General features: G+C 62.3%; 20 protein-coding genes. 13 read left to right on the forward strand and 7 right to left on the reverse strand.

All coding sequences use genetic code 11. The annotated features are described in order from the left end of the window. Together BUA54_RS08915 and BUA54_RS08920 are read right to left on the reverse strand one after the other, a co-directional pair. Complete coding sequence (locus tag BUA54_RS08915; RefSeq protein WP_072856893.1) at window positions 1-450, reverse strand: MarR family winged helix-turn-helix transcriptional regulator; 450 nt, start codon at window positions 448-450, stop codon at window positions 1-3. Continuing rightward, window positions 447-1,451: a crotonase/enoyl-CoA hydratase family protein gene (locus BUA54_RS08920; RefSeq protein WP_342742704.1), complete on the reverse strand. Its 1,005-nt coding sequence runs from the start codon at window positions 1,449-1,451 to the stop codon at window positions 447-449. The genes BUA54_RS08915 and BUA54_RS08920 overlap by 4 nt, the downstream gene beginning before the upstream one ends. On the opposite strand from BUA54_RS08920, the gene BUA54_RS08925 reads away from it, so the two are divergent. The 4 genes from BUA54_RS08925 (at window position 1,362) to BUA54_RS08940 (ending at window position 6,937) form a co-directional block, all read left to right on the forward strand. After that, window positions 1,362-3,143 carry a feruloyl-CoA synthase gene (locus BUA54_RS08925; protein ID WP_072856894.1) on the forward strand — a complete coding sequence of 594 codons (1,782 nt, stop codon included), beginning with the start codon at window positions 1,362-1,364 and terminating at the stop codon, window positions 3,141-3,143. The two genes, BUA54_RS08920 and BUA54_RS08925, sit on opposite strands and share 90 nt — an antisense overlap. Window positions 3,144-3,231: 88 nt before the next feature. Then, entirely contained in the window at window positions 3,232-4,080 is an 849-nt protein-coding gene (locus tag BUA54_RS08930) for a fumarylacetoacetate hydrolase family protein (RefSeq protein ID WP_072856895.1), read from the forward strand. A 30-nt stretch (window positions 4,081-4,110) separates the two neighbouring features. Beyond that, window positions 4,111-5,049 carry a 2-hydroxyacid dehydrogenase gene (locus BUA54_RS08935; protein WP_072856896.1) on the forward strand — a complete coding sequence of 313 codons (939 nt, stop codon included), beginning with the start codon at window positions 4,111-4,113 and terminating at the stop codon, window positions 5,047-5,049. A 217-nt stretch (window positions 5,050-5,266) separates the two neighbouring features. Continuing rightward, a complete protein-coding gene (locus tag BUA54_RS08940; protein WP_178352730.1) occupies window positions 5,267-6,937 on the forward strand; it encodes an adenylate/guanylate cyclase domain-containing protein in 1,671 nt (556 codons plus the stop codon). On the opposite strand, the gene BUA54_RS08945 is transcribed toward BUA54_RS08940, so the two are convergent. Both BUA54_RS08945 and BUA54_RS08950 read right to left on the reverse strand, forming a co-directional pair. Next, window positions 6,934-8,496, reverse strand: coding sequence for a metallophosphoesterase family protein (locus tag BUA54_RS08945; RefSeq protein WP_072856898.1), 1,563 nt, complete (start codon window positions 8,494-8,496; stop codon window positions 6,934-6,936). The genes BUA54_RS08940 and BUA54_RS08945 overlap by 4 nt on opposite strands. A 1-nt stretch (window position 8,497) precedes the next feature. Further along, window positions 8,498-9,847, reverse strand: a complete 1,350-nt coding sequence (locus BUA54_RS08950) for a nucleotide sugar dehydrogenase (protein ID WP_281250638.1) — start codon at window positions 9,845-9,847, stop codon at window positions 8,498-8,500. A 102-nt stretch (window positions 9,848-9,949) separates the two neighbouring features. Between BUA54_RS08950 and BUA54_RS08955 the strand changes: the two genes are divergently transcribed. The 9 genes from BUA54_RS08955 to BUA54_RS08995 all read left to right on the forward strand — a co-directional run bounded on the left by BUA54_RS08955 (window position 9,950) and on the right by BUA54_RS08995 (window position 21,447). After that, window positions 9,950-11,062, forward strand: coding sequence for a glycosyltransferase family 4 protein (locus BUA54_RS08955; RefSeq protein WP_072856899.1), 1,113 nt, complete (start codon window positions 9,950-9,952; stop codon window positions 11,060-11,062). Then, on the forward strand, window positions 11,059-11,784 hold the full coding sequence (locus BUA54_RS08960; protein ID WP_072856900.1) for a polysaccharide deacetylase family protein: 726 nt from the start codon (window positions 11,059-11,061) through the stop codon (window positions 11,782-11,784). Before BUA54_RS08955 ends, BUA54_RS08960 begins: the two co-directional genes overlap by 4 nt. Window positions 11,785-11,904: 120 nt before the next feature. Further along, window positions 11,905-13,800, forward strand: coding sequence for a dipeptide ABC transporter ATP-binding protein (locus BUA54_RS08965; RefSeq protein ID WP_072856901.1), 1,896 nt, complete (start codon window positions 11,905-11,907; stop codon window positions 13,798-13,800). Then, the gene (locus BUA54_RS08970) at window positions 13,797-15,680 is read left to right on the forward strand and encodes an ABC transporter substrate-binding protein (protein WP_072856902.1); all 1,884 of its coding nucleotides are present in this window, start codon (window positions 13,797-13,799) and stop codon (window positions 15,678-15,680) included. Before BUA54_RS08965 ends, BUA54_RS08970 begins: the two co-directional genes overlap by 4 nt. Before the next feature lie 3 nt (window positions 15,681-15,683). Further along, window positions 15,684-16,682 carry an ABC transporter permease gene (locus BUA54_RS08975; RefSeq protein ID WP_072856903.1) on the forward strand — a complete coding sequence of 333 codons (999 nt, stop codon included), beginning with the start codon at window positions 15,684-15,686 and terminating at the stop codon, window positions 16,680-16,682. Further along, window positions 16,679-17,860: an ABC transporter permease gene (locus BUA54_RS08980; protein ID WP_072856904.1), complete on the forward strand. Its 1,182-nt coding sequence runs from the start codon at window positions 16,679-16,681 to the stop codon at window positions 17,858-17,860. Before BUA54_RS08975 ends, BUA54_RS08980 begins: the two co-directional genes overlap by 4 nt. A 34-nt stretch (window positions 17,861-17,894) precedes the next feature. Then, window positions 17,895-19,070 carry a glycosyltransferase family protein gene (locus tag BUA54_RS08985; protein WP_072856905.1) on the forward strand — a complete coding sequence of 392 codons (1,176 nt, stop codon included), beginning with the start codon at window positions 17,895-17,897 and terminating at the stop codon, window positions 19,068-19,070. Beyond that, the gene (locus tag BUA54_RS08990; RefSeq protein WP_072856906.1) at window positions 19,067-20,308 is read left to right on the forward strand and encodes a glycosyltransferase family 4 protein; all 1,242 of its coding nucleotides are present in this window, start codon (window positions 19,067-19,069) and stop codon (window positions 20,306-20,308) included. The genes BUA54_RS08985 and BUA54_RS08990 overlap by 4 nt, the downstream gene beginning before the upstream one ends. Further along, window positions 20,305-21,447: a glycosyltransferase family protein gene (locus BUA54_RS08995; RefSeq protein WP_072856907.1), complete on the forward strand. Its 1,143-nt coding sequence runs from the start codon at window positions 20,305-20,307 to the stop codon at window positions 21,445-21,447. The genes BUA54_RS08990 and BUA54_RS08995 overlap by 4 nt, the downstream gene beginning before the upstream one ends. On the opposite strand, the gene BUA54_RS09000 is transcribed toward BUA54_RS08995, so the two are convergent. From BUA54_RS09000 to BUA54_RS09010, 3 genes are read right to left on the reverse strand one after another with little or no spacing between them, the layout of a single operon-like run. Next, on the reverse strand, window positions 21,444-22,268 hold the full coding sequence (locus BUA54_RS09000; RefSeq protein WP_072856908.1) for an MBL fold metallo-hydrolase: 825 nt from the start codon (window positions 22,266-22,268) through the stop codon (window positions 21,444-21,446). The genes BUA54_RS08995 and BUA54_RS09000 overlap by 4 nt on opposite strands. Window positions 22,269-22,307: 39 nt before the next feature. Continuing rightward, entirely contained in the window at window positions 22,308-22,784 is a 477-nt protein-coding gene (locus BUA54_RS09005) for a Crp/Fnr family transcriptional regulator (RefSeq protein WP_072856909.1), read from the reverse strand. 41 nt (window positions 22,785-22,825) lie between these two features. Beyond that, window positions 22,826-25,534, reverse strand: a complete 2,709-nt coding sequence (locus BUA54_RS09010) for an ABC transporter transmembrane domain-containing protein (protein WP_072856910.1) — start codon at window positions 25,532-25,534, stop codon at window positions 22,826-22,828. Between the last annotated feature and the right edge of the window lie 192 nt (window positions 25,535-25,726).

A 25,726-nucleotide genomic window follows, 5' to 3' on the forward strand; every position in this document is an offset into this window, starting at 1 on the left:
TCAGTCCTCCAGCCCCCCGAATTTTCGTAACAGCCTCAGCAGTTGTGTCCGTTCCGCCGCCGACAGTCGCCCTGCATCCGCCGCAGCGTGATAGCCAAAGAATGCCGCCGCATGATCCGCGACGAAGGCTTCACCCTCCGGCGTCAGTCGCAGCAGGACCGCCCGACGGTCATCGTCCGGCACCCGGCGCAGGATCAGCCCCCGGGCGTCGAAGCTGCTTACCAGCTTGGTCATATGCGCGCGCTTGATCCGCAGGCGTTCAGCGATCTCGCCTTGTCGTGCGTCGGGGTTGCGACTGAGCAGATAGAGAATCGAGAATTCGCCCGGCTTCATCCCGAATTGGCCGAGTGCGGCGTAGAATTCCTCGAATACGCTCAGTTGCGACATCCGCAGTGCGAAGCCAAGTGACTGGCTGAGCTGGCCCAGATCGATCTTTGCGGAGACATTCATTCCGGTCGCGCCACCTTCGCCGCCCGCTTTTCCAGAAAGGCCCGCAGCCGCGCTTCGGCTTCGGGCGAGGTGGCCGTCATTGCACTCACGAAACTTTCGACGAAGAAGCCATCGCCGCGCCCCATGTCATTGATGCGCGGCAACGCGTTGATGATCGCGTAGTTCGACATCGGTGCATTCTGGGCAGCCTTTGATGCCAGTTCCAACGCCTTCGCCCGCGCCTCGCCCGCTGGTACGACATACTGGCACAGGTTCCATGCCTCACCCTGCCGCGCATCGACGGAACGCCCGGTCAGCATCATATCCGTCATTCGGGCAACCCCCATCAGCCGTCCGGCGCGCACGGATCCGCCGCCCCCCACGAAGATGCCGCGCGTGCCTTCAGGAAGAGCAAAGAACGTCGTCTCGTCCGCCACGCGAACGTGACAAGCCGCTGCCAATTCCAGCCCTCCACCGACGACGGCGCCGTGAAGGGCCGCGAAAGCGGGAACGGCGCTTTGCTCCAGCTTGTCGAAGACGCCGTGCCAGTGCCGCGAATGATGCACGCCTTCGATCGGTGTACGCGCCGCATGTTCCGCCAGATCGAGCCCGGCACTGAAGTGATCTCCGTTGCCGCAGATCACGATTGCCCGCGCCTCTCCCTGAGCTTGCGCGATGCCGGATTCCAGATCGTCGATGACGTGATCCGACAATGCGTTGCGCTTTTCAGGCCGATTCAGGGTCAAAATGGCGACGTCCTGCGCAATCTCGTAAGTCACAAGTGTCCGGTCCATCGTCGCCCCCGATTGCTGTGCAATTGACAGGCTATCCAGAAACTGTTTCCGTGTAAACATTATCGTGGAGCCCTCGGGGAGGAGGCCGCCGTGACCAGACGAAACGACGATGTCGCGCTTTGGCAGCCTGAATTGCGAATGCATCGGCAGTCGGACGGCTGCATTCTGATTGATCGCGAAGACGCTCTCGGCATCATACCGGACCGATTGACGGACCGCATAGATCATTGGGGAGAGATGGCGCCGGGCCGTGTCTGGATGGCACAGCGGGATGATGCAGGTGCCTGGCGTCGGGTGACTTACGGCGATCTTGCCGAACATGTGAAAGCCCTTGGTCAGTGGTTGCTGGACTGCGGGTTGTCAGCGGAACGTCCTCTGGCGATCCTGTCCGAAAACAGTCTCGAACACGCCATTCTGGCGCTGTCGGCGCAGTATGTCGGAATCCCGTCGGCAGCTATCGCGCCGGCCTATGCACTGATTGCCGAAGATTATGGCAAGCTGTCCTCTGTCATGGCGCAGATCACGCCCGGCGCCGTGCTGGTTGATGACGCCACGGTTTACGACCCGGCATTGCGCGGAGGCGTTCCGACAGATGTCCCCGTCATTGCGTTGCGTGGCATGGCGAACAGCCATCGGATCGTCCCATGGGACGAGGTCCGCGCGACGTCCCCGACAGATGCCGTGGAGAAGGCGCACAACGCGATTGCCCCCGATACCGTGGCAAAGTTTCTTTTCACGTCCGGCACCACCGGCAATCCGAAGGCCGTCATACAGACCAATCGGATGCTCTGCGCGAACATGGTGCAGGTGGCGGACTGCTTTAGATATATGACCGAGGAGCCGCCGGTCTTTGTGGACTGGGCGCCTTGGAACCATACCGCCTCTGGAAACAAGACCTTCAACATGGCGCTGTGGTTCGGCGGCACCTTTTATATCGACGAGGGGAAACCTAGCCCGACAGGCATCAAGGCTACGATCCGCAACCTGTCCGAGGTTTCGCCCACGTGGTATTTTAACGTGCCGCTGGGATATGAGGCGCTGGTCGCCGCCATGTGGAACGACACCGCACTCCGTGACACCTTCTTTGCCGACCTCAAGCTGATGATGTACGCAGGTGCCGGCATGGCGACACACACCTGGCGGGAACTGGAGGAGTTGGCCGTCATGTCCACCGGCCACCGCGTCCTGATGACGACGGGATTGGGGGCGACGGAAACCGGGCCGTTTTCCCTGTTCTGCACGATGCCGCAGGACGGTCCCGGCAACATCGGCGTGCCGGCGCGTGGCCTGACACTGAAGCTCGTCCCCCACGGTGACCGGTTCGAGGCCCGCCTGAAGGGTCCGAACATCACGCCCGGTTACTGGCGCAACCCCAGTCTGACGGCAGAGGCCTTCGATGGTGACGGTTTCTATCGTCTTGGCGATGCCCTGCGCTTCGTCGATCCGGCAGACCCCGCTGCAGGATTTCGGTTCGACGGGCGCATCGCCGAGAATTTCAAGCTGAGTACAGGGACATGGGTCGCCGTCGGACCACTTCGCGCGCAACTGCTGGACCAGTTCGGCGGGTTGATCCGCGATGCGGTCATCGTCGGGGAAGATCGCGCATCCTTGGCCGCCTTGCTGGTTCCGGACCTTACGCAGATGCGCCGTCTGGCCGCGCCGGACACGCCGGATGACGCCCTTCATGCCGATGAGAAGGTCAGACGTGCCCTCGTCGCCCGCCTGACCTTGCATGCGCAAGCCGCAGGCGGATCCGCCAGCCGTGTGACCCGCGCCATGGTGCTGACAGCGCCCCTGTCACTGGCGGCGGGCGAGGTGACGGACAAGGGGTCCGTCAATCAGCGTGCCGTCCTGCGGCACCGCGCGGCGCTTGCCGACAGCATCTATGACGATCATCCGGATGTGCTGCGGCCGGAATGACCGCAAGCCGACGGGCTGGTCATTCGGGTGTCGCGGCGTCTAGAAAGTTGTCAATGCAAACTTTGTGCCGTCGACGGGAAGGATGACCATGAAACTGCTGCGATTTGGACCGAAGGGGCAGGAACGGCCGGGACTGCTCGATGACGAGGGTCAGGTGCGTGATCTGTCGGGCCATGTGAAGGATCTCGCAGGCGACGACGTGTCCTTGTCCGCGCTCGATGCGATACGCGCGATCGATGTGTCCAGCTTGCCCGTCGTGACCGATCCCGGGCGCATCGGATCGGCGCTCGCATGGGTGCCGAACTTTTACTGTATAGGGCTGAACTACGCGCTGCACGCCGCTGAATCCGGAATGGACGCGCCGAAGGAGCCGATTGTTTTCAGCAAGGCGAGCTCTGCGCTGTCGGGGCCGGACGACGACATCATCCTCCCCCGTACGTCCGAGAAGGGCGATTGGGAGGTGGAGCTGGGTGTGGTGATCGGCAAGACCGCCCTTTACGTGTCAGAGGCGGATGCACTGCACCATGTGGCGGGTTATTGCACGATCAACGACGTGTCGGAACGCAGTTTCCAGATCGAGCGTGGCGGTCAGTGGATCAAGGGCAAGTCCGCCCCGACGTTCGGACCCGTCGGGCCTTGGCTGGTCACCTCAGATGAAGTGCCGGACCCGCAGGCGCTACGGGTCAGCCTGACCCTGAATGGGGAAATGGTGCAGGATTCGCATACCTCGGACATGATCTTCAGCGTGCGACAGATTGTCAGCCATCTTTCGCAGTTCATGGAGCTGCGACCCGGCGACATCATTGCGACCGGTACACCCTCCGGCGTCGGGATGGGGATGAGGCCGCAGCGATTCCTGCGTCCCGGTGACATCATGACAGTCGAGGTCGAGGGCCTTGGGCGACAAACCCAAACAGTGGTCGCGGCGCAAGGCTGACCTCACACTTCTTCTACAAAGGATAATTCGATGACATCGACACTGGCCATTGGCAACTACAAACCGGGCGACCGCGCTGCGCTGTCCGACGCTTTTGACGCGCATGTAATACCCGGGCCAGACGCGATCAGGGCGCTGGACGAAACCCTGCGCAAGGGATTCACTGCCGTGGCCTATGCCGGCGGGCAGCCCTTTGGCGCGGCAGAGATGGAGTTGCTGTCGAACCTAGGCGTCATTGCGAACTATGGCGTTGGCTACGATGCCATTGATGTGGATGCAGCCGCGGCGCGTGGGATTCGCGTGACGAACACGCCCGATGTCCTGAACGACGACGTGGCCGACCTTGCGATCGCCATGTGGTTGATGCAGGGCAGAGAGATGCGTGCGGCGGAAGCGCATGTGCGCAGCGGCGATTGGGCGGCAAAAGGCCCGGTACCGCTGAACCGTAAACTGTCCGGCGGAACGGCAGGTATCATGGGGCTTGGCCGGATCGGGCGGGACATCGCGCACCGCCTTGCGGCCTTCAAGATGGACATTCACTATTTTGCCCGGAGCGAGAAGGACACGCCGGACTGGACCTATCACGACGACCCGGTCGCCTTGGCGCGTGCGGTCGACTACCTTTTCGTGGCCCTCGTCGGCGGACCGGAGACGGAGAAATTCGTGTCCCGGGACGTCATTGCGGCGCTGGGCACGAACGGCGTCGTCATCAATATCTCCCGCGGTTCGGTGATTGACGAAGCGGCACTGCTGGACGCACTGGAAAGTGGGACGATCGCGGGCGCGGGGCTCGACGTCTTCGTCGGCGAACCGGATGTCGACCCGCGTTTCCTAAACCTGCAGAACGTGGTGTTACAGCCGCACCAAGGCTCTGCCACTGTCCAGACCCGTGCGGCCATGGCAAAGCTGCAGCGCGACAACATCGCCGCGTTCCTGAAGGGTGAGGACCTTTTGACACCTGTCGTGTAGCCGTCATAGCGGAGCCTCCTTGAGCGGTCATCTTCGGATGGTAGCAGCAAATCAAAAGACCTTTGCCTTGGGAGTGGTGCAAGTCTATGACGCAGCACCCCCGTGACTTCAGTTGCAGGGGCTGGCAGATCGATTGCATACGGCTGCGATGACTGGTTGACATGACGGGGACGGTGCAATGGCGGATGCAGGTTCTGCAAGCCCGAGGCAGGCCGCTTTGCGGGTCCGTCGCCCGACGGTCGTCGATCTGCGCCTTGCATCCGGTCTGGTGCTCTTTGCCTTCGCGCTGACCCATTTGCTGAACCACGCTCTGGGGCTCGTATCGATCGACACGATGCTTGCAGTTCAGGAGGCGCGGATGATTGTGACGCGCAGTCTGCCGGGCACCGTGATCCTGATCCTCTCTGCGGTCGTTCATCTCGCCTTGGGACTTGCGCGTTTCACACAGTCGCATATCCGGCGCATGGGATGGCAGAACGCGATTCAGCTGGGCTTTGGCCTGATGATTCCGATCATGTTGATCCGTCACGTTCTGGGGACGCACGGCGTGAACGCAATGTTCGGCGTGGACGACGACTATCGTTACGCCCTGTGGGTGATGTGGCCCGGTCAGGCGATCAACCTTGCACTTCTAATCGGGTTGGTCTGGATCCATGCGTGCATCGGTCTTCACCATTGGCTGGGCGGTCGGGCGTGGTATCGCCGCACGTTGCGACTGTGGCAGGGCCTGGCGCTGCTCATTCCCGTATTGGGCTACGCCGGTTTCGTCAGCGCCGCCCGGCTGGAGCAGGCGACCGGCACCTTCCGGAACCCGCTAAGCTTGTCACAGTACGCGCGATACGTTGATCTGGTCACGACATCGAACTGGATCTACCTTTGCCTTCTCGCTGCCGCTGCCGCGGTCTGGGGACTGTTTCTGGTCGCCGATCGGCTGGGATCGCGGATCACGGTGACCTATGTCGACGGCCCCGCCGCGCACGCGCCGCGGGGACTGTCGATCCTTGCAATCAGTCGCGTGAACCGGATCCCCCATGCCGCGGTTTGCGGGGGTCGTGCCCGGTGTTCGACCTGCCGGGTCCGCGTGATGAAAGGGCAGGACAACCTGCCGCCCCCCTCCGACCTTGAACAACGCGTGCTGCGCAGGCTTGGTGCCCCCGCCAACGTGCGGTTGGCCTGTCAGGTTTATCCTAAGGGCAACATCACGATCTCGACCCTTTTGCCGGCAAAGATCATGCCGGACACCGATATGGGTATCGACCGCTACCTCTGGGGAGTCGAACGGGACGTGACAGTCATGTTCTGTGACCTGCGCGAGTTCACGCATCTGACCGAAGGGCGGTTGCCCTATGACATCGTCTTTGTCCTGAACCAGTTCCTTGGCCGTATGGCAGAAACGATCGAGGATACCGGCGGGTTCGTCGACAAGTTCATGGGCGACAGCGTCATGGCGATCTTCGGCATGGAGGTGTCACCACGAGTTGCCGCACTTCAGGCGATGGCGGCGGCGCGGGCGATGGACGGCGTCCTTGACGGTCTGAATCAAAGCCTGCGGGAAGCCTTGCCGGCCCCCCTTGCCATGGGCATCGGCATGCACAGCGGTCCGGCCATTCTGGGCCGGATCGGAACGATGCGGCAGGCGGGCGGCGATACGTCGGCGCTGACTGCACTGGGCGAGACGGTAAACCTTGCGAGTCGGCTTGAAGGCAAATCGAAGGAACTGGGCGTGCAACTTGTCGTCTCGACCGAGACGGCAGATCTGGCGGGCCTCGGACCTTGCGCCGGTTGCGTTCCGCAAATGGTCGACGTCCGCGGATTGAGCCATCCGATCAAGGTCTATGCGGTCCGGCGCGCAACTGATCTGCCAGTTAGCGTGGCGGCGACGTCTTAGGGGTAAAGGGTCCGATCGCCCCGGTCATGCATCGCACGGTCAAGCGCTTTCTTCAAAAATGCAATGCAGTCGATTATCCATTGTCCCGGCGGATCACTCGCATGTCCTTGAATTGATGCGACCTGTCTCAGATCAGCGAGCCGGTCGTGCGAGAGATATGCAAGTGCAGATGCCCCGCCATCGATCATAAGCAACATGTCGCAGATCAGATCCGACAAGGACATCTCAGGTAGATCGACAGAAGAGGCACCAATCAATCTCGGAAAGTCGGCCACTGTAAGCGACGACAGCAATGGCCAAAGGTCGTCCGGCATTTCACGTGTCAGACGGTGCGATTGCGCGCGCGCGCGGTGACGGTGAACAAGTTCGCTGCCGAAATCCTTTGCGGGCGATGGCGCGCCTTCGGCGTTATAGATTTCCCGCGCAATCGGGTCAGGCTGCAGATCACCTAAGGAAACCCGGGTCATCGTCAGGGCGCTGGTGCCACCCTCCAGCACTGCGAACGCAGGGGGGAAGGCACAGGTCGCAGGAAGAGAAATGTCTGTGATTATGCCGGCGCTGGTCATTGCATCCATATGGAGGTGACCGCCAAAGTGCAGTCGCAACCCCGCCTTGGCCAGTTGCGTCGCGACCGCTGGGCCGGGCATGCGCCGCGCAAGACTGCTGCGTGGCATCACCTTCGTCAGATTCGGCCAGTGAGGCAGGATCGGGTAGTGCGACACGGGGATCAGCAGCTTGCCACCTGCCGCCGCGCGGCGCGTCACATCAGCGATCCAGTCCACCAGGAACGGCTTGATCCGCAGCACGGCATCCCATCCGGCATCCGTCGGATCGCGAAACGCCCGCTTGCGCTGGGGGTCGGTGATGCCTGACCGGGGCTCGAAGACGGTCGCGTCCAGTATCAGCAGCCACAGGCCGGGTTCCGGTTCAACAAGGTATGAGGCGTCGATCAACCGGTGGGCCGTCGATCCGTCCGGGGCGACCGCTTCGAATGTCCGATCCTCGAATTGGTCCGACGTGCCGAAAGGGGACTCCCAATGCAGATCGCCCGGGCGGCGACGCAGGCCAAAGTGGGCCACGGGCGCCAACGCTTCCTTTAGTCCAGGGCAGAACATGGCTGGCGACAGCACGTCCGCGGCCAGCGCCGGATCGCTCGTCACCAGTTCGGAGGTTCCCGACCCGGTGGCATAGCGGATCGCACGATGCTTACCGCCGACGGCATAGGCATCATGGTTGCCGGGCAGCACGTAGATCCGCAAACCAAATTGCACTTCTGCATCGTGTAGCAGATCCGACAGGCGACGCAGATTTTCGATCTGCCCTTCGTCGGAGTAATCCCCGGCGATGACAACGGTCCGGATGCCGCGCGTCGCGATCCGGTTCAGGGCAGCACGCAGCGCCATGGCGCTTTCATTGACGGCCCGCCCTGCAGAGCGGGTCTGTTCCCAGTTTAGCAACGCGTGCCGACGCCCGGCAATCGTGACTCCCGTCTGGCCGAACTCACCCGTGCTGTCGTGGAAATGGGGGTCTGCGATCAGGGCGATACGATGGCGTGTCACGTCAGGCCTTGACGACCTTGTCCATCGGCAGCGATTGCCTGACAAAGGTGTTGCGCGTGTCGATGATCAGCGGCGCATGATCGGCAATCGCCGCGTAGTCGACATCGTCATGGTCAGTCGCAATCAGCACCGCGTCGAAACCAGAAATCGTGTCGGCATCAAGCGCCACGGACTGCCGCCCCGCCAGCGTTGGATAGGCGCGGGTATTCGGGATCTGAGGCACGAAGGGATCATGATATGCGGTCGTACCGCCGCGCGCCTCGATCAGCTCGATCAGCTTCAGTGACGGGCTTTCGCGCGTGTCGGGAACGTTCTTTTTGTAGGCCAGGCCAACCACCAGCACCCGGCTGCGGCTCAGCGCGCGGCCAAGCCGTATATCCAGCGCTTCTGCCAGACGGGTGACGACATGATGTGGCATGGTCGAATTGATCTCTCCCGCCAGTTCGATGAACCTGGTGGTCAGATCATATTCACGCGATTTCCAGGTCAGGTAGTAGGGGTCGATGGGGATGCAATGGCCGCCCAGACCGGGACCGGGGTAGAACGGCATGAAGCCGAACGGCTTCGTCGCGGCGGCGTCGATGACTTCCCAGACGTCGACACCCATAGCCTCGTAGATCACCTTCAGCTCGTTCACGAGGGCGATGTTCACTGCACGAAAGACGTTTTCGGTGATCTTGACCGCTTCTGCGGTCGCGGTTGACGACACCGGCACGACCTTGGCGACGACGGCGCCATAGAATGCCTGCACAAGCGCGCGAGCATCTGCGCCGTCCCCGGCGACGACCTTCGGGATGGTCGAGGTATCGTATGACCGGTTGCCCGGATCCTCCCGCTCTGGCGAGAAGCCGAGGTAGAAGTCCTGCCCCGAACGCAATCCGCCGCGTTCTAGGATCATCTTCACGATACCGTCCGTCGTGCCGGGATAGGTCGTGCTTTCCAGCACGATCAATTGATCCGCCCGCAGGGTCGCCGCGATGTCGCCGCAAGTCCGCTCGATGAAGGACAGATCGGGCTCTCTGTGTCGAGTCAGCGGGGTCGGCACGCAGATCACGATGACGTCGCAACCGCCGAGACGGCCGAAATCGCAGGTTGCGTCAAAGCGGCCAGCCTCGACCTCTGCCGTCAACGCGGCATCGCTCACAGCCTCGATATAGCTGCGACACGCCTCGATGGCGGTGATTTTGGCGGCATCGGTGTCGAAACCAGTGACAGCGAAGCCCGCGCGGGCGGTCGCTATTGCCAGAGGCAGTCCGACGTAGCCTAAGCCGATGACACCCACGGTGGCACTGCGGTCGGTGATACGGTCGAGGAGCGCCATGGCGATGTCCGATGCAAGATTCAGTTTCACATGCGCCGCCGATAAGGACCTGTCAAGCAAACCGCGCCGCTGGTCGTATCCCCGCCCATTCGCTAGGGTCCCGTCACAGACCCCAGCAGCCAGAGGCTTGTCATGGCCGTGCCGCCCCGGCACATCGCGTTCTATGCACCGCTCAAGGCGCCGGATCATCCCGTGCCTTCGGGCGATCGTCTGATGGCGCGTCAACTGTGGGCAGCGTTGGACCGTGCGGGCTACAGGGTCACGCTTGCATCTGAACTGCGGGCTTACCTTCGCGATCCCGATGACGTTGCCGCACTGTGCCAGTTAAAGCAGGATGCGGCGCAGGAGAGGGCGCGCCTCACGGCGCTTTGGGCGACGGATCCGCCGGACCTGATCTTTTGCTATCATCCCTACGTCAAAGCGCCGGACATGGTCTGCGTCCCATTGGCCCGTAACTACGGCATCCCTTATGTCAGCTGCGAGGCCTCATATTCCCAGCGCCGCAACCATGGCATCTGGACGGAAACGCAGGCCGACCTGCTGGATACCTTACATCATGCTGCATTCAACATCTGCCTGACCGGGCGGGATCATGCGGGACTGGTCAAGGCTGGCGTGCCGCGACTGCATCGGATGGCACCCTTCATCGTAACCGAACCCTTCATGACGGATCCGCATCCGCAGGTCGGGCACATCGTCACGGTCGCCATGATGCGGGCAGGCGCCAAGGCAGACAGCTACATCGCCATGGCGCGCGCTCTCGAACACCTTCCATCGGATCTGGATTGGCATTTAAGTGTCATTGGTGACGGTCCTTTGAGAAGCGACATTCAGGCCATGTTCGCATCTCTACCCGCGGGCCGGGTCCGCTGGCTTGGTGCACTCGACACGCCTTCGATCGCCTCCTCGCTGTCGCAAGGCGCGGTCTACCTCTGGCCTGGCTGCAATGAGGCTTACGGTCTAGCCTACCTTGAGGCGCAAGCGGCAGGGCTGCCAGTCATCGCCTGCCGAACGGCGGGCGTGCCGGAGGTGGTCTCGACCGAAGCCGGCGGAATGCTCGTGCCACCGGACGACCCTGTCGCCATGGCCGATGCGCTGGTATCGCTGCTGCGCGATCCGGCACGGGCATCGGCGCAGGGCGAGACTGCGCGGCAGCACGTGCTGCAACATCATTCGGAATCCGCTGCGACCGCACGGCTGATCGCGCTGATCGAGGGGCTTTTCATGAGTACGAGCACAGCATGAGCGATATCGTATTGAAGGCGCTCGAAGATCGGGCGGCGCGTGGCCGACCTGCGCGTCTGTGGTGGCGGGACGACGATGCAACGGAACCGACGCCAGAGCTTGACTTGCTGCTGGAGTGCGCCGCGCGCCACGCCGTCCCCATTACGTTGGCGGTAATTCCGCAGACGACTGGCATGCCTCTGGCGCGGCGCCTAGACACGTCGCCGCTTTCCAATGTCGCCGTCCACGGCTGGGCCCATGCGAACCATGCTCCATCGTCCGAGAAAAAGCAGGAACTTGGCATGCACCGTGCAGAAGCTGTCGTCATTCGCGAACTCGAAGAAGGTTGTCGAAAACTTGCCGAGCTGCACGGTCCCCGCATGGTACCGGTGCTGGTACCGCCCTGGAACCGCATCACCCCAACGTTGCTGCCAAAGCTCGCAGAGGCGGGGTTCCGCGCCGTGTCGGTTTTTGGTCCTGCCAAGTCAGGACCTCTGCCGCAGATAAATACGCACGTCGACCTGATCGACTGGCGTGGCACGCGTGGCGGTCGGTCCATTGATGTCCTGATGGCGGATCTGGCAGCGGCCCTGGCGGCGGAGGGTGATTCACCGATTGGAATCCTGTCCCATCATCTCGTGCACGATGACGCAGCATGGTCCTTTCTCGACCATCTGTTTGACATGACGCGCAATCATCCGGGCTGCATCTGGACCGGCCTGCCCGACCTCCTGCAAAGCTGAAATCGCGTGGCGCCGACGACAACGGCGATGGACAGTGAAATTCCGCAGGTCTACGCTTTGCCACGCCAAACCACGTCAGTGCGGCAGAAACGTCGAACTTGCGGCAGGGAAACGGGCGGCATGAGCACTGGCAGAACGGACAGGGATCTGCTGCGGATCGAAGAACTCAATGTCTCCTTTTCCGTGCAGGGCGGTATGATCGAGGCATTGCGTGGTGTCAGTCTGCGCGTCCTGCCGGGCAAAGTCACGGCGTTGGTGGGTGAATCCGGGTCTGGCAAGTCGGTTCTGGGGCAGATGGTGATGGGGCTGCAGCCAGTCTCTGCCAAATCTTCCGGTCGCATCCTGTTCAGCACCCCCGACGCAGCCCCTCGCGATCTGCTGGCCATGCCGCGAGACGGGCGGGCGATCCGTGCCATCCGCGGCCGTCACATCGGGATGATCTTTCAAGAGCCGATGACCTCGTTTTCGGCCCTACACACCATCGGCGATCAGGTTGCGGAGGCGCTGCAGGTTCATACTGTCAAATCCTCGGCGGAACGGCGTGCCGTGACGGAGGAAATGCTGGGCCTTGTCGGTTTCGACGATCCGGCGCGCATCTACCGCATGTACCCGTTCGAACTGTCGGGGGGCATGCGCCAAAGGGCGATGATCGCGATGGCGCTGATCTGCGGCCCGTCGCTGCTGATCGCCGACGAGCCGACGACGGCACTGGACGTTACTATTCAGGCGCAGATCCTGACGCTGTTGCGCGACCTGCAGCTGCGGCGCGACATGGGGATGCTTTTGATCACCCACGATCTGGGCGTCGTTGCCAACGTCGCGGACGAGGTCGTCGTGATCTACCGCGGCAAGATCATGGAAGCGGGGCCGGTCGAGGCGATCTTCGACAACCCGCAGCATGCCTACCTGAAGGGTCTGATGACGGCGATTCCGCATTTCGACATGACGCCGGGCGAACGCCTGCGCCCGTTGCGCGACATCCCGCTGGACCGCGCGCGGTTGCACGGCGCCATCACACCCGTAGCACGACCAGCGGATGCGAACCCGGTATTGCTGTCTGTGCGCGGGCTACGCAAGACCTTTGCGGTCAAGCAGGAACAGTGGGCGCTGCGCGGCAAAGCTGTCGTGGCACGTCCGGCCGTCGACGATGTCAGCTTCGATATCCTGCGGGGAGAATGTTTGGGACTGGTCGGCGAAAGCGGCAGCGGCAAGACGACGGTCGGCAAGATCCTGATGCGCGGTCTGGTGCCCGACACGGGGACCGTCACCTATGACGACGGGACCGGGCCAGTCGACGTTCTCCGTGCGAAAGGTGAGGTCCTGCAGCGATTGCGCAAGCGGATCCAGATGGTATTTCAGGACCCGGTCTCATCTCTTTCACCGCGGATGACCGTCGGCAACATCCTGAGTGAACCCCTTGATATCCATAGTATCGGTACGCCGGAGAGTCGCCGTGACGCCACCGCCGCATTGTTGGAAGCGATCGGCATGGATCGCAGCGTCCGCAACCGTTACCCGCACAGCTTTTCGGGCGGGCAGCGGCAGCGGATCGGCATTGCCCGCGCCCTGACCCTCTCACCCGGCCTGATCATCTGCGACGAGCCGGTGTCCGCGCTTGACGTTTCCGTGCAGGCGCAGATCCTGAACCTGCTGAAGGATCTGCAGCGCGATCTGGGGCTGACCTATCTCTTCATCTCTCACAACCTTGCGGTGGTGGACTACATGGCGGACCGTGTGGCCGTCATGTGGGCCGGACGTATCGTGGAGATTGCCCCGCGCGAGGTGCTGATGCGCGCACCGGTTCATCCCTATACAAGGGCCTTGCTAGCGGCAGTGCCCTATCCGGATCTGGCAAGGCCGCTGGATTTCGGAACCGTCGGCCAATCGACCGCCGAAGCGAGTGCCGCTTGGCCTCAGGCCTTCCAGCCTGATACGGGACTCACTCCACTCGATCTGGGTTCCGGGCATCATGTGCTTGCCAATCCTGCCGCCGACGCGGCAGAGCTGCGCGCATGATCACCCGACGAGACACCCTTGCCGGGCTTCTGGGGGCGGTGGCGGTGCCGCATATCGGGCGGGCAGAGATACCTTCCAGCGTTAGCAATGTGGCGTCGGCGGCTGTGCCGGGCCTGCCAGATGTCCCGCGGATGCTGGACCTGCCGGCAATGGGGCGGCGCACCGGGCGGCGGGGCGGTACACTTCGCATGCTGATCAGCGGCCAGCGCGATGTGCGCCTGATCCCGATCTACAGTTATGCGCGGCTGATGGCCTACGGGCCGGAACTCAAGCTGGAACCGGACATCCTCGCCGGGGTGGAGCAGGAGGGCGAGCGGCAATTCACCTTGCACCTGCGCCCCGGTCACCGCTGGTCCGATGGCTCCCCCTTCACGGCAGAGGACTTCCGCTACACGTTCGAGGACGTGATCTCGAATACCGATCTCTACAAAAGCGGTCTGCCTCCCGAACTGATGGCAGGCGATACGCCGGTGGATTTCGCGGTGATCGACGATCTGACGGTGCGCTATACCTTCGCCAGTCCTGTGCCGGCCTTTCTGTCGAAGCTGGCCGCTCCGCTGCCGACGGTGTTGTTCATGCCCAGCGCGTATCTGAAGCAATTCCATACCTCCTATACCGATGGGGCAGCCCTGACGCGTCTGGCAGAAGAGCAGAAGGTCGATGACTGGAAGCGACTGCACATGAAGATGTCGCGCTCGATCAGGCCGGAAAACCCCGATCTGCCGACGCTGGAGGCGTGGATGCCCCGCACCGCCCCGCCGGCAGAACAGTTCGTCTTCGATCGCAATCCTTATTTTCACCGCGTCGATCAAGCGGGCACGCAATTACCCTATGTCGATCGGATCACGCTGAACGTCGCTTCGTCAGAGATCATCCTTGCCAAGACAGCGACCGGTGAAAGCGATCTGCAAATGGCGGGGCTGGATTTCATCGACTACACTCTGCTGCGCCGGGCCGAGAAGGCCCACGACCTGAATGTCGCCCTATGGCGCAAGTCTCAGGGATCTGCGGTTGCCCTGTATCCGAACCTGAACTGCGCCGACACCGTCTGGCGCAATCTGTTCCGCGACGTGCGGATGCGGCGTGCGCTGTCCGTCGCCATCGACCGGGAAGAGATCAACAAGGCGCTTTTCTTCGGCCTTGGGACCGAAAGCGCCGATACGGTCATTCCCGAAAGCCCGTTGTTTCGACCCGAGTACGCGACCGCATGGGCTCAGCACGATCCCGATCTGGCGAATACCTTGCTGGACGAACTGGGTCTGACGGATCGGGGGGGCGGCAACATCCGTCTGCTTCCGGACGGGAGGCAGGCCGGCATCGTTGTGGAAACTGCTGGCGAAAGTACGCTGGAAACCGATGTGCTGGCACTGGTGCGCGATCACTTCCGCGCCGTCGGGCTGGCGCTTTATATACGGTCGTCGCAGCGTGACGTGTTTCGCAGTCGCGCGCTGGCCGGGTTGGTGCAAGTGTCGGTCTGGGCGGGACTGGACAATGGCGTGCCGGATGCCGACACGTTTCCGGGCGAGCTGGCGCCGACGACAGGCGACCAGTTGCAATGGCCGTTGTGGGGCAGCTGGTATGCCGCTGGTGGCGCTGCCGGAGAGGCGCCTGACTTGCCGGTAGCGCAGCAGATGCTGGATCTGCTGGTCAAATGGCAGAACAGTGTCGATCCGGAAGATCGCACGACCGTCTGGCACGAAATGCTTGCCCTGAAGGCAGATCAGGTATTTTCTATCGGTACGGTGAATGGCGCACTTCAGCCTGTCGTGCGGAACGCCCGACTGGTCAACGTGCCCGACAAGGCGCTTTACGGGTTCGAGCCGACCAGCTTCCTTGGCGCCTATCTGCCCGATACGTTCTTTCTGGATGAAGGGGCGTAAAGAATGGTGCGCTACATCCTGCGGCGGGTCGTGACGATGATCCCGACGCTGATCCTGATTTCGATGCTGGTCTTCATCATCATCGAACTGCCGCCGGGGGATTATTTCGAAAGCTACGTTGCAGAGCTTCAGGCGCTGGGCGAGCAGGCGGATCTGGACGAAATCGAGATGCTGCGGGATCGCTACGGCTTCGACCAGCCGCAGTACGTGCGTTATGTCCGCTGGGTCGGCGGCATGCTGCACGGCGATTTCGGTTACAGTTTCGCTTATCGCCTGCCGGTCAGTGATGTTGTGGGTGACCGCCTGTGGCTGACCTTCATCCTGTCGTTCGTTACGATCATCTTCACATGGGCCGTCGCCTTTCCCATCGGCATCTATTCCGCCACGCATCAGTACAGCTGGGGTGACTACGGTCTGACGTTCCTTGGCCTGATGGGGGTCGCGGTGCCCAACTTCATGCTGGCGCTGATCATGATGTATTTCGCCAATGTCTGGTTCGGGCTGTCGATCGGCAACCTGATGGACAGCGCCTATGTCGATGCGCCGATGAACTGGGACAAGGTCCGGTCGATCCTGTCGCACATCTGGATTCCCGTGGTCATCATCGGCATGGCTGGCACCGCGGGTATGGTCCGGCGACTGCGGGCCAACCTGCTGGACGAACTGCGCAAGCCCTATGTCGCGACTGCACGGGCCAAGGGGCTGTCACCGGGGAGGGTGCTCCGCAAATACCCGCTGCGGATGGCCCTGAACTTTTTCATCGCCGATATCGGTTCGATCCTGCCCGCCATGATTTCCGGCGCCGAGGTCACTGCCATCGTGTTGTCGCTTGAAACCACCGGACCGATGCTGATCCGCGCGCTGCAAAGCCAAGACATGTATCTGGCAGGGTCGTTCCTGATGTTTCTCGCGGTGCTGACGGTGCTGGGCGTGCTCGTGTCGGACATTGCGCTGGCGCTGCTCGATCCGCGGATCCGCCTCGGCCGGGGGACTGCGAAATGACCGCACCGCCACGGGCCGATGGCCTGCCCGACCCGGGAGCGCCGCTCGCGCATTACGTGTCCGATGCACCTTTCGATCCGAACCTCGATGACGCCGGCGCGGCCGCGGTGGCAGAGGCGTCGCAACTACGCCTGATGTGGTGGCAGTTCCGCAGGCACCGCATCGCGGTCGTTTCGCTGGTTTTCCTCCTGCTCCTTTATACCAGCACAATCTTTGTTGAGTTCCTCGCGCCCTATCATCAGGACACCCGGCATCTGGACGACATCTACGAACCGCCACAGCAGGTGCACCTTTTTCACGAGGGCGCCTTCGTCGGGCCGTTCGTCTACGGGCGTCACATGACGCTCGACATGGATAATTTACGCCGCGTCTATGACGAGACGGGCAGCCGCGTCGACAGGCTGCGCTTCTTTTGCCGCGGCGATCCCTATCTGTTCTGGGGTCAGATTCCAGCCAGCCTGCACCTTGTCTGCCCGGCCGAAGGCGGCACCTTCTTTGCCCTTGGCACCGATCGCCTTGGGCGCGATGTGCTATCGCGGATGATGTATGGCGCCCGGATATCGCTGACCATCGGGCTGCTGGGCGTAACCATGAGCCTTGTGCTGGGCATCGTGATAGGTGGGCTCGCAGGCTATCACGGCGGCTGGTTCGATGCCGCCGTGCAGCGCGTGACAGAGGTGCTGCAGTCCATCCCGTCGATCCCGCTTTGGATGGCGCTGGCGGCGATCATTCCGGTAACATGGAGCCCGCTGCTGGTCTATGTCGGCATTACGCTGATCCTTGGACTTTTGGACTGGACCGGTCTGGCACGGGCCGTGCGGTCCAAGCTGCTGTCCCTGCGCGAAGAAGATTATGTGCTTGCCGCGCGGCTGATGGGGGCAGGCACCGGCCGGATCATCGGGCGACACATGGTGCCGGGGTTCATGTCTCACCTGATTGCCTCGGCGACGCTGACCATCCCCGGCATGATCCTCGGGGAAACCGCACTGAGTTTTCTCGGGATCGGTCTGCGACCGCCGATCACCAGCTGGGGTACCATGCTGACCGAGGCGCGCAGCGTGAACATCGTTGCCATCTATCCCTGGCTGATCTTTCCGGTCCTTCCCGTGATACTGGTCGTTCTGGCTTTCAATTTTCTGGGTGACGGGTTACGCGACGCCGCTGATCCTTATCACTAACCGCCTTTTCAGCGTCCCAGACAGGATATCCGCGATGCCAGACCGGAACCGCAACCATCGCGTCCTGATGTACAGCCATGATACCTTTGGCCTTGGCCACCTGCGCCGCTGCCGCGCCATTGCGCAAGCGCTGGTGCAGGATCACCGCGGCATGATGGTGCTGATCATCTCCGGCTCTCAGATCGCCGGCGCGTTCGATTACCGGGCGCGTGTCGATTTCGTAAAAATTCCCAGCGTGATCAAGCTGCGCAACGGCGAATACGCCACGATGTCGGAACATATCGATCTGGCCGATACGATCCACATGCGTCGGTCGATCATCCGGCACACGGCGGAGTCCTTCCGCCCCGACATCTTCATTGTCGACAAGGAACCGATGGGTCTGCGCGGCGAGGTCGAGGAGACACTGGCGTTCCTGAAGGAGCGCGGCACGACGTTGGTGCTAGGCCTACGCGACGTAATGGATGCACCCCACCTGTTGGAGGCCGAATGGAAGCACAGCGACATGCTGTCCAAGATTGACCGCTACTTCGATCATATCTGGGTCTACGGGCCGCCGGATTTCCATGACCCGCTCAGCGGCCTCGATGTCCCGCCTGGCGTGCACGACCGGATGGATTTCGTGGGGTTCCTGCAGCGCAGCGCGCGCGGCGATCAGCCGTCGCAACATCAGCCGGATGGCGACTACATCCTTGTTACCACCGGCGGTGGCGGCGACGGGGCCGACCTGATCGAAAACGTGCTGCGCGCTTTCGAGCACGACCCCACGTTGACCACACGTACGCTGATCGTGCTGGGCCCCTACATGACAGCAGACCTGCGGGCTGGGTTCACCCAGCGGGGGACCGCCTTTCCACATGTGGATGTCATCGACTTCGACCCCCGGATGGAGGAGTTGACCGCAAACGCGCAGTCCGTCGTCGCCATGGGGGGCTACAATACCTTCTGCGAAATTCTCTCCTTCGACAAACCCGCCCTCATCGTGCCGCGGATCGCGCCGAGAGAGGAGCAACTGCTTCGTGCCAGTCGTGCTGCAGAACTGGGGATGGTCGACATGCTGCTGCCCGGCGATGCGGCCGATCCGGCCCGCATGGCAGAAGCGCTGCGCCGCCTACCGCACCGCAAGCGGCCATCGGAGGGGTGGGACGGCTTGACGCTGGACGGGCTGCACAACATCTCGGACCTCGTCGGCAAGGAGCTCGGGCGGTGACGCAACAGCGGTTGGTTGTCGTCGTCAAAGGCTATCCGCGCCTGTCGGAAACCTTCATTGCACAAGAACTGCGCGGGCTGGAGCTTGCTGGATATAAGCTGACCATCGTGTCGCTTCGCCACCCGACGGACCGGAAACGGCATGCCGTCCATGACGAGATGCAAGCAGACCTGCTTTATCTGCCCGAATACCTGCATCATGAACCCCTGCGCGTGTTGCGTGGCCTTGTGGCGACTGCCCGGCGGGCAAGGTTCTGGCGGTTGCTTCCAGCTGTCGTGCGAGATTTCTTGCGCGATCCCAGCCGGAACCGGTTGCGCCGTCTTGGACAGGCCGCTGTCCTCGTGCGCGAATGGCCGTCCAAGAATGCTTTGCTTCACGCGCATTTTATCCATACGCCGGCGTCTGTCACGGATTACGCGGCGCGGATCATGGGAATGGATTGGTCCGTCTCTGCCCATGCCAAGGACATCTGGACCCAAGCCGCGTGGGACCTGCGCGGAAAGTTAGCGAGGGCGCGCTGGGCGGTCACCTGCACGGCCAGCGGGTTTGCCCATCTGCAGGGTCTGGCGCGCGAGCCGGCGCGCGTGCACCTGAGTTATCATGGCCTTAACCTTAATCGCTTCCCGCCCTTCGAGGCCCGACGTGAACTGCGCGACGGACAAGATCGTGCGGACCCCGTGCGACTGGTCAGCGTCGGGCGCGCTGTGCCGAAAAAAGGCTATGATGTGCTGCTTCGAGGATTGGCGCAGCTGCCCGGCGACCTGTACTGGACCTTCGATCACATGGGCGGTGGCGGGGATCTGCAAATGTTGCAGGCGCTTGCAAAAGATCTGGGCATTGCCGACCGGTGCCGGTGGCGCGGTGCCGTCGATCAGAGCGAGGTGCTGGCTGCCTACCGCGCAGCAGATGTCTTCGTGCTTGCCAGCCGGATCACCGCCGACGGCGACCGCGACGGCCTGCCCAACGTGCTGGTCGAGGCCGCAAGCCAGACTCTCGCCTGCGTTGCAAGCGATCTGTCGGGCATTCCCGAACTGATCTCCGATCCTTCCCTCGGCTGGCTCGTGCCATCGGAAGACCCCGCCGCGCTCGCCCTGACCTTGCAAGAGGCGATCACGCGACCGGACCTGCGTGCAGCAAAGGGTGCAGCCGTCGCGGCAAAGGTGCGTCAGCACTTCGACTATCGTAACAGTGTTGCGCAGTTAACGTGTCTGTTTGAATCCGGCGGTGCGCGGCCATGACGGCCATCCGCGCCTTCTTCTATGTACAACACCTGCTTGGCATCGGCCATTTGGCGCGGGCCAGCCGTATTGCGCAGGCAATGGTCGAGGCAGGCATGGAGGTGACGATGGTGACGGGTGGCATGCCGGTCCCGGGTTTTCCGGGTGCCGGTGTGCATCACGTTGCACTGCCAGCGCTTGCGATCGGCGAAGGAGGTTTCTCGGGGCTTGTCAATGCCAGCGGTCAGCCCGCTGACGCGGATGAGTTGGCGCATCGTCGCGATCTGCTACTTGAGGCCTTTGCATCGGCGCGGCCTGATGTCGTCATAACGGAGGCATTTCCATTCGGTCGCCGCCAGATGCGGTTCGAATTGCTGCCGTTGCTCGACGCTATTTCCGCCGCACGGCCAAGACCGTTGTTGATGGCATCGGTCCGCGACATCCTTCAGGCCCGAGCGAAGCCACAACGGGATCAGGAAACGGTCGACCTGATTCGCAATCACTATGACAGGGTTCTGGTGCATGGCGATCCCGCCTTCGCCGCCCTCTCGGATTCATTCCCGCTGACTTCTCAGATCGCGGATCGCGTGATGCATACAGGGCTGGTCTGCCAGCCGGCGCCGCGGCCATCGGCAGAGAGGTTCGATGTCGTCGTCTCTGCCGGCGGCGGTGCGGTCGGTGCGACACTTGTGCAGGCCGCCGTTGCGGCCATCCGGCTGAGGCCTGCGCTGGGTGCCTGCCTTGTCATCACTGGACCGAACCTGCCGCAGGCGGATTACGACGCCTTGATTCAGTCGGCATCTGACAACGTCACGGTTGCACGATTTCGGACGGATTTTGCGGCTGTGCTGGCTTCAGCGCGTCTGTCGATTTCCCAAGCGGGCTACAATACCGTCGCCGATATCCTGCAGGCAGGGTGCCGCGCCTTGCTTGTGCCCTTCGCTTCGGGTGGCGAGACGGAACAGACCCAGCGCGCGACGCTGCTGAGTCGCGCCGGTCGCGCCGTCATTCTGTCCGAAGCAGAGACGGATGGCCATTCAATGGCCATCGCGATGGACCGTGCGCTGGCGCAGGACCCTTCCGCCGCGACGACGTTCGCGAAAACGGATGGTGCCGCGCGGACGGCAGCGATCCTGCAGGATCTTTTGGCCTCACGTTAGACGTCGACGATCTGAAAATCGCGAGCGAAGAAGGCGCCGGGAAACTCTGCCTGCGCCTCCGCCTCCATCACAAGAAGATCGGCATCGCTGCGGAATGTCGCGTGATGGACAAAGCCGATCCGTGCCGCACCGGCAGCCTGCGCCAGTCGCAGTCCCTGTTGCCATGTCGAATGGCCGAAACCGCTATGGCTAGGAAACTCCGCGTCAGTAAAGGTGGCATCGTACAAACACAGATCGGCACCAGCCATAAGCTCCAGTGCCACGGGGTCCAGCGTCCCGGGCGTATGGTCGGTATCGAAGACCAGCGCGATGACCCGCGCGCCATAGGTCACCCGATATCCTGTTGCGCCGCCTGGATGACTGAGCAGGGCCGTCTGGATCGAAAGTCCCGGCGCAAGCGGCAGTGTGTCGCCGGGGCGAAAATCGTGCGTCTCGATCTGCGCCGTGAACACTTCCGGTCCAACCGGAAAGAACGGGCGACGCATGAAATCGGTCAACATTGTCCGTGTCGGCGTGCCATCGGCAAGCCCTGACCAGATGCGGATCGTTCGTTCAGAGTCGAAGAACGGTCGGAAGAACGGAAGGCCCACGATGTGATCGTAGTGACAGTGAGTGAAAAAGAGGTCGATGTCCCGATGCCCGTCGTCGAGCATCGTGCGGCCCGCGACGGGCAGACCGGAGCCTGCATCGAACAGCAGCACCCGGTCGCCGCACCGCAGTTCCATGCACATGGTGTTGCCGCCAAAAACGGCGGTCTGTGCCGTCGCCATCGGCATGCTGCCCCGTGCGCCCCAGACCTTCAGGTAAAAGGGGTCAGTCATGTCGGCGATGGCTGCGTCCGGCCTCTGGCGCAGTCCGTATCAATGGATCGAATGGTTTGCGCTGTGACGCGCTGCGGCCAGTTCCGCGGATAGCGTCGCGGTCGTGTCGCTCAGACGTGCGGCAAGGACGCGCACGATCTCCAGCGTCATCTCGGGGAAGTCCATCAGCAGCTTCACGAAGTTCTCCTTGCTGATGCGCAAGGCTTCGACCGGGGTGACGGCCCGGACAGTCGCGGTACGGGCTACGTCGCAAAGAATCGCGATCTCGCCCACCATTGCGTTCTCTGCGACCTGGGCCACGCGCAGTTCCCCTTGCGGGGTCGTCACCATCACATCCGCCTGACCCTGCAGGATGACATAGGCGGCATCGCCATCATCGCCCTGATGGAACAATACCTCGCCGCTTCGATAGGCAACCCGGTCAGAGGTATAGGCTAGAAGCCGCAGTTTGGCCGCCGCCATGCCGGCGAAGATCGGCACCTGCCGAAGCATCTTGACTTCATCGTTCAGCAGCACGCGCAGGTTTCTCCCGCTTTCATGGTGGACTGTTGCAGGTATTATGACGCGATCATATCGCTGAAGATACCGTTACTTTCCTCGAGTGCTGTCGGCGTGCCGACCTCGACCAGTTTGCCGGCTTCGAAGACGGCGATCCGGTCGAAATGGCGCGCCATCTGTGGGTTGGATAGGGTCCAAAGGACGGCAGGGGCGCGGTCGGCATTTCGCAGGCGGCTCAGGACGCGCGTCAGCACCAGATCCTGCGACCGGTTGTCCAGCGCCGTCAGGGGGCGATTGAAGATGTAATAATCCGATGGTCGCACGAGGGCGCGGGCCAAGGCGACCTTTTGACGCTGTCCTGCGCTCAGTCTGCGGCCGCCGGTGCCGACATCAAAACCAAGGCCGATGGTCAGTACCTCGGCGAAGACGCCCTGCCGCTGCAGTAGATCGAGGATCGCGGACCTGACCTGATCCGCGCCGTCGCGATATTTCTGGCTGACCCTGCCAAAGAGGATGTTGTCCATCAATGTCGCGGAGTCGGTGAATCGCCCGGCGTCGTAGATCTCTATGACCGGCCTCAGATGATCCGGGATTGCATTGTGAAAGAAGCGCCGGAAAGCAACGATTTCGGCCATCAGGTCCGTGTCCAGCAAGCCGAAGCGGTGACGCGGTTCGATGTATTCGAAGGCGAGACCGACCATCATCGTCCGGTCCTGTTCGGTTGGCACACCACCGGATTTGTCGAATTTCAGCAGTAATGCCTGATAGGTCGGTATGTCGTCCGGCGACATGAAGGTCATCTGGCGAAAGAACGGATGATCGGGGGGAAGATCCGCGAACAGTCCGATCACGTTCCGTGCGATCTCGACTCCTGCATCGCAAAGGCGATCGTAAAGACCGGCCTGCTGCAGAAGGCGCCGAAAGAACGCGGTGCGCTCTGATGGATCCAACAAGGCACTGTTCGGGCGCAGGCGACCGAACAGCAGGTTTTCAAGAATGGTCGCCTCAGTATTGTAGGCCTCGATGGCGAACGGCACGATCAGTTCCGCAAGCCCGCCCTGTTCCAGTTCCGTCCGCAACTGGCCACGAATGGCAACGATACGGCCGGCTAGGTCCGGGTAGTCGCGTTCCGACACGGTCGAATTAAGGGCAAGGTCCTGCATGTCGCGGGTCATGTCGACGCAATCCAGCACCTCTAGCAGGTGCCTGGTCAGACTCTCCGGCCCGGTCAAGTCGAGCGCGTCGTAATCGATCCAGTCGGCATCGCGGTCGTAATCTGGGTTGCCGGATCGTCTCGCCTCCTGCAGTTGCCAGCGGCGGGACGGGGACGGTGCACGGCCGTCCGGATCGGGCGGACTGTTGCGCAGGCCATAGGTCAGGTTGTCCAGCAGGCTGCCGGACAACAGCACGGCGTCGCCGCCAGCATAACTGATCGATCGACCGGTGACGGCCTCTGGCAGCGCGAGGATGTTCGATTGTCCGGCCACGATCCGTCCGCTGCTTGGCCAGACCTGCCGGGCAAAAAGCTCTGCGAAGGTCTCGCTGCCGGACCCGGCGGGTCCGATGGCAGCAAGCGCCTCTCCCGGTTCGAGCGTGAAATCCGTGTGATCGAGGCTGACGACACCGCCGTCGTCCATCACCCGGACACCGATTGCGGCCAGCGGCGTGTCCAGCGGTTCGGCGGTGCGGCGCGCCGTATGCAAATCCGAAGCGATCATGTTGTCGACGGCGAATTGGCCGATTACCTGCTGGTACTTGATCTCGACATCCTGCCGGTTCTGGTCCCAGTCGATCAGCTCTTTCATCGGTCCCGGAAGGTTCGAATAGGCACCGATCACCGCGACAAGCTGCCCGATGTCCAGATGCCCGGTCAGGGCCAGATAACCGCCAAGGCTGTAGAAGATGAAAGGCGCGAGGGACGCGAGGAAGTTGTTGATGAATTTGACCAGGAATTTCCACTGATAGATATCATAACGGATCGTGAAGATCCGCCCCAGCCGGGCCGAGATGTCGGCCCTTTCGAAATTGGTGGTGTCGTTGGCGTGAATGGTTCCGATGCTTTCCACGATCTCTCCGACCCGGCCCGACAGCTGTCGCGCGGTCAGTTGGCGTTCACGACCCAAGACCAGCAGGCGGCGGCGCATCCGCGGAATAATCAGGATCTGCGCGCCGATCAGGGCGGCGGTAATGCCTCCCAGCATCAGGTTTTGCGCAAAGATAAAGGCCAAAGCCGTCAGGGCCTGACCGCCCAGCAGCGCTGGCGAAACGAAGGCATCGCCGGTGAAGCCGCCCATCGGCTCCACCTCGTCCTTGATCATGCTGGCGATCTCGGGGCTTTTCAGAAACTTGAACGTGGCCGGAGGGAACCGCAGCACGTGATCGACAAGGGCATACCGGATCCGGCGCAGCAGGCGTTCTCCCAGCTTGCCCTTGTAGGCATTGATGTAGAACTTGAAGAGTCCGTTGACGATGACGAGCAGCAGGAACACGCCACTGAGCGCAAAGAGCATGTGGACCCTGTCGAGGGTGATGCCTTGAAAGAGAACAAGGACATCGGCCCCCGGAAGTGGCAAAGCGATCCTTAGAAAGGTCTGCGTGGCATCCGCTGTCTCGAACCCGTCGCCCTGTATGGGGCCGTTGACGATCGTTTTCGGCAGGCTGAAAGCCATGTAGTAGGGGATCATCGACAGCGCGACGATCGCCAGGATCCAAAGCTGCTGCCGCCGGGTGTGCTCCCAGATGTAGCGCGACAGGCTGGCGTTAAACACTGTGCGGAACCCCCGTGCGTTCGGGCGATCCGGGGACGCTGTGCGAAATGGTAGGTAAACGCTGTATCGGCATGGCGGATTTCTAGCCCAAGTTACCCGTAAGGCACAGTCCCTCATGTGATGCCCAGCCGCACAGGACCTGAGCGTGGGTGGCTTCGAACTGGCGCGGCTGAGATGCTATAGCTTGCCAGC

Source organism: Loktanella atrilutea (assembly GCF_900128995.1).
GTDB lineage: Bacteria > Pseudomonadota > Alphaproteobacteria > Rhodobacterales > Rhodobacteraceae > Loktanella > Loktanella atrilutea.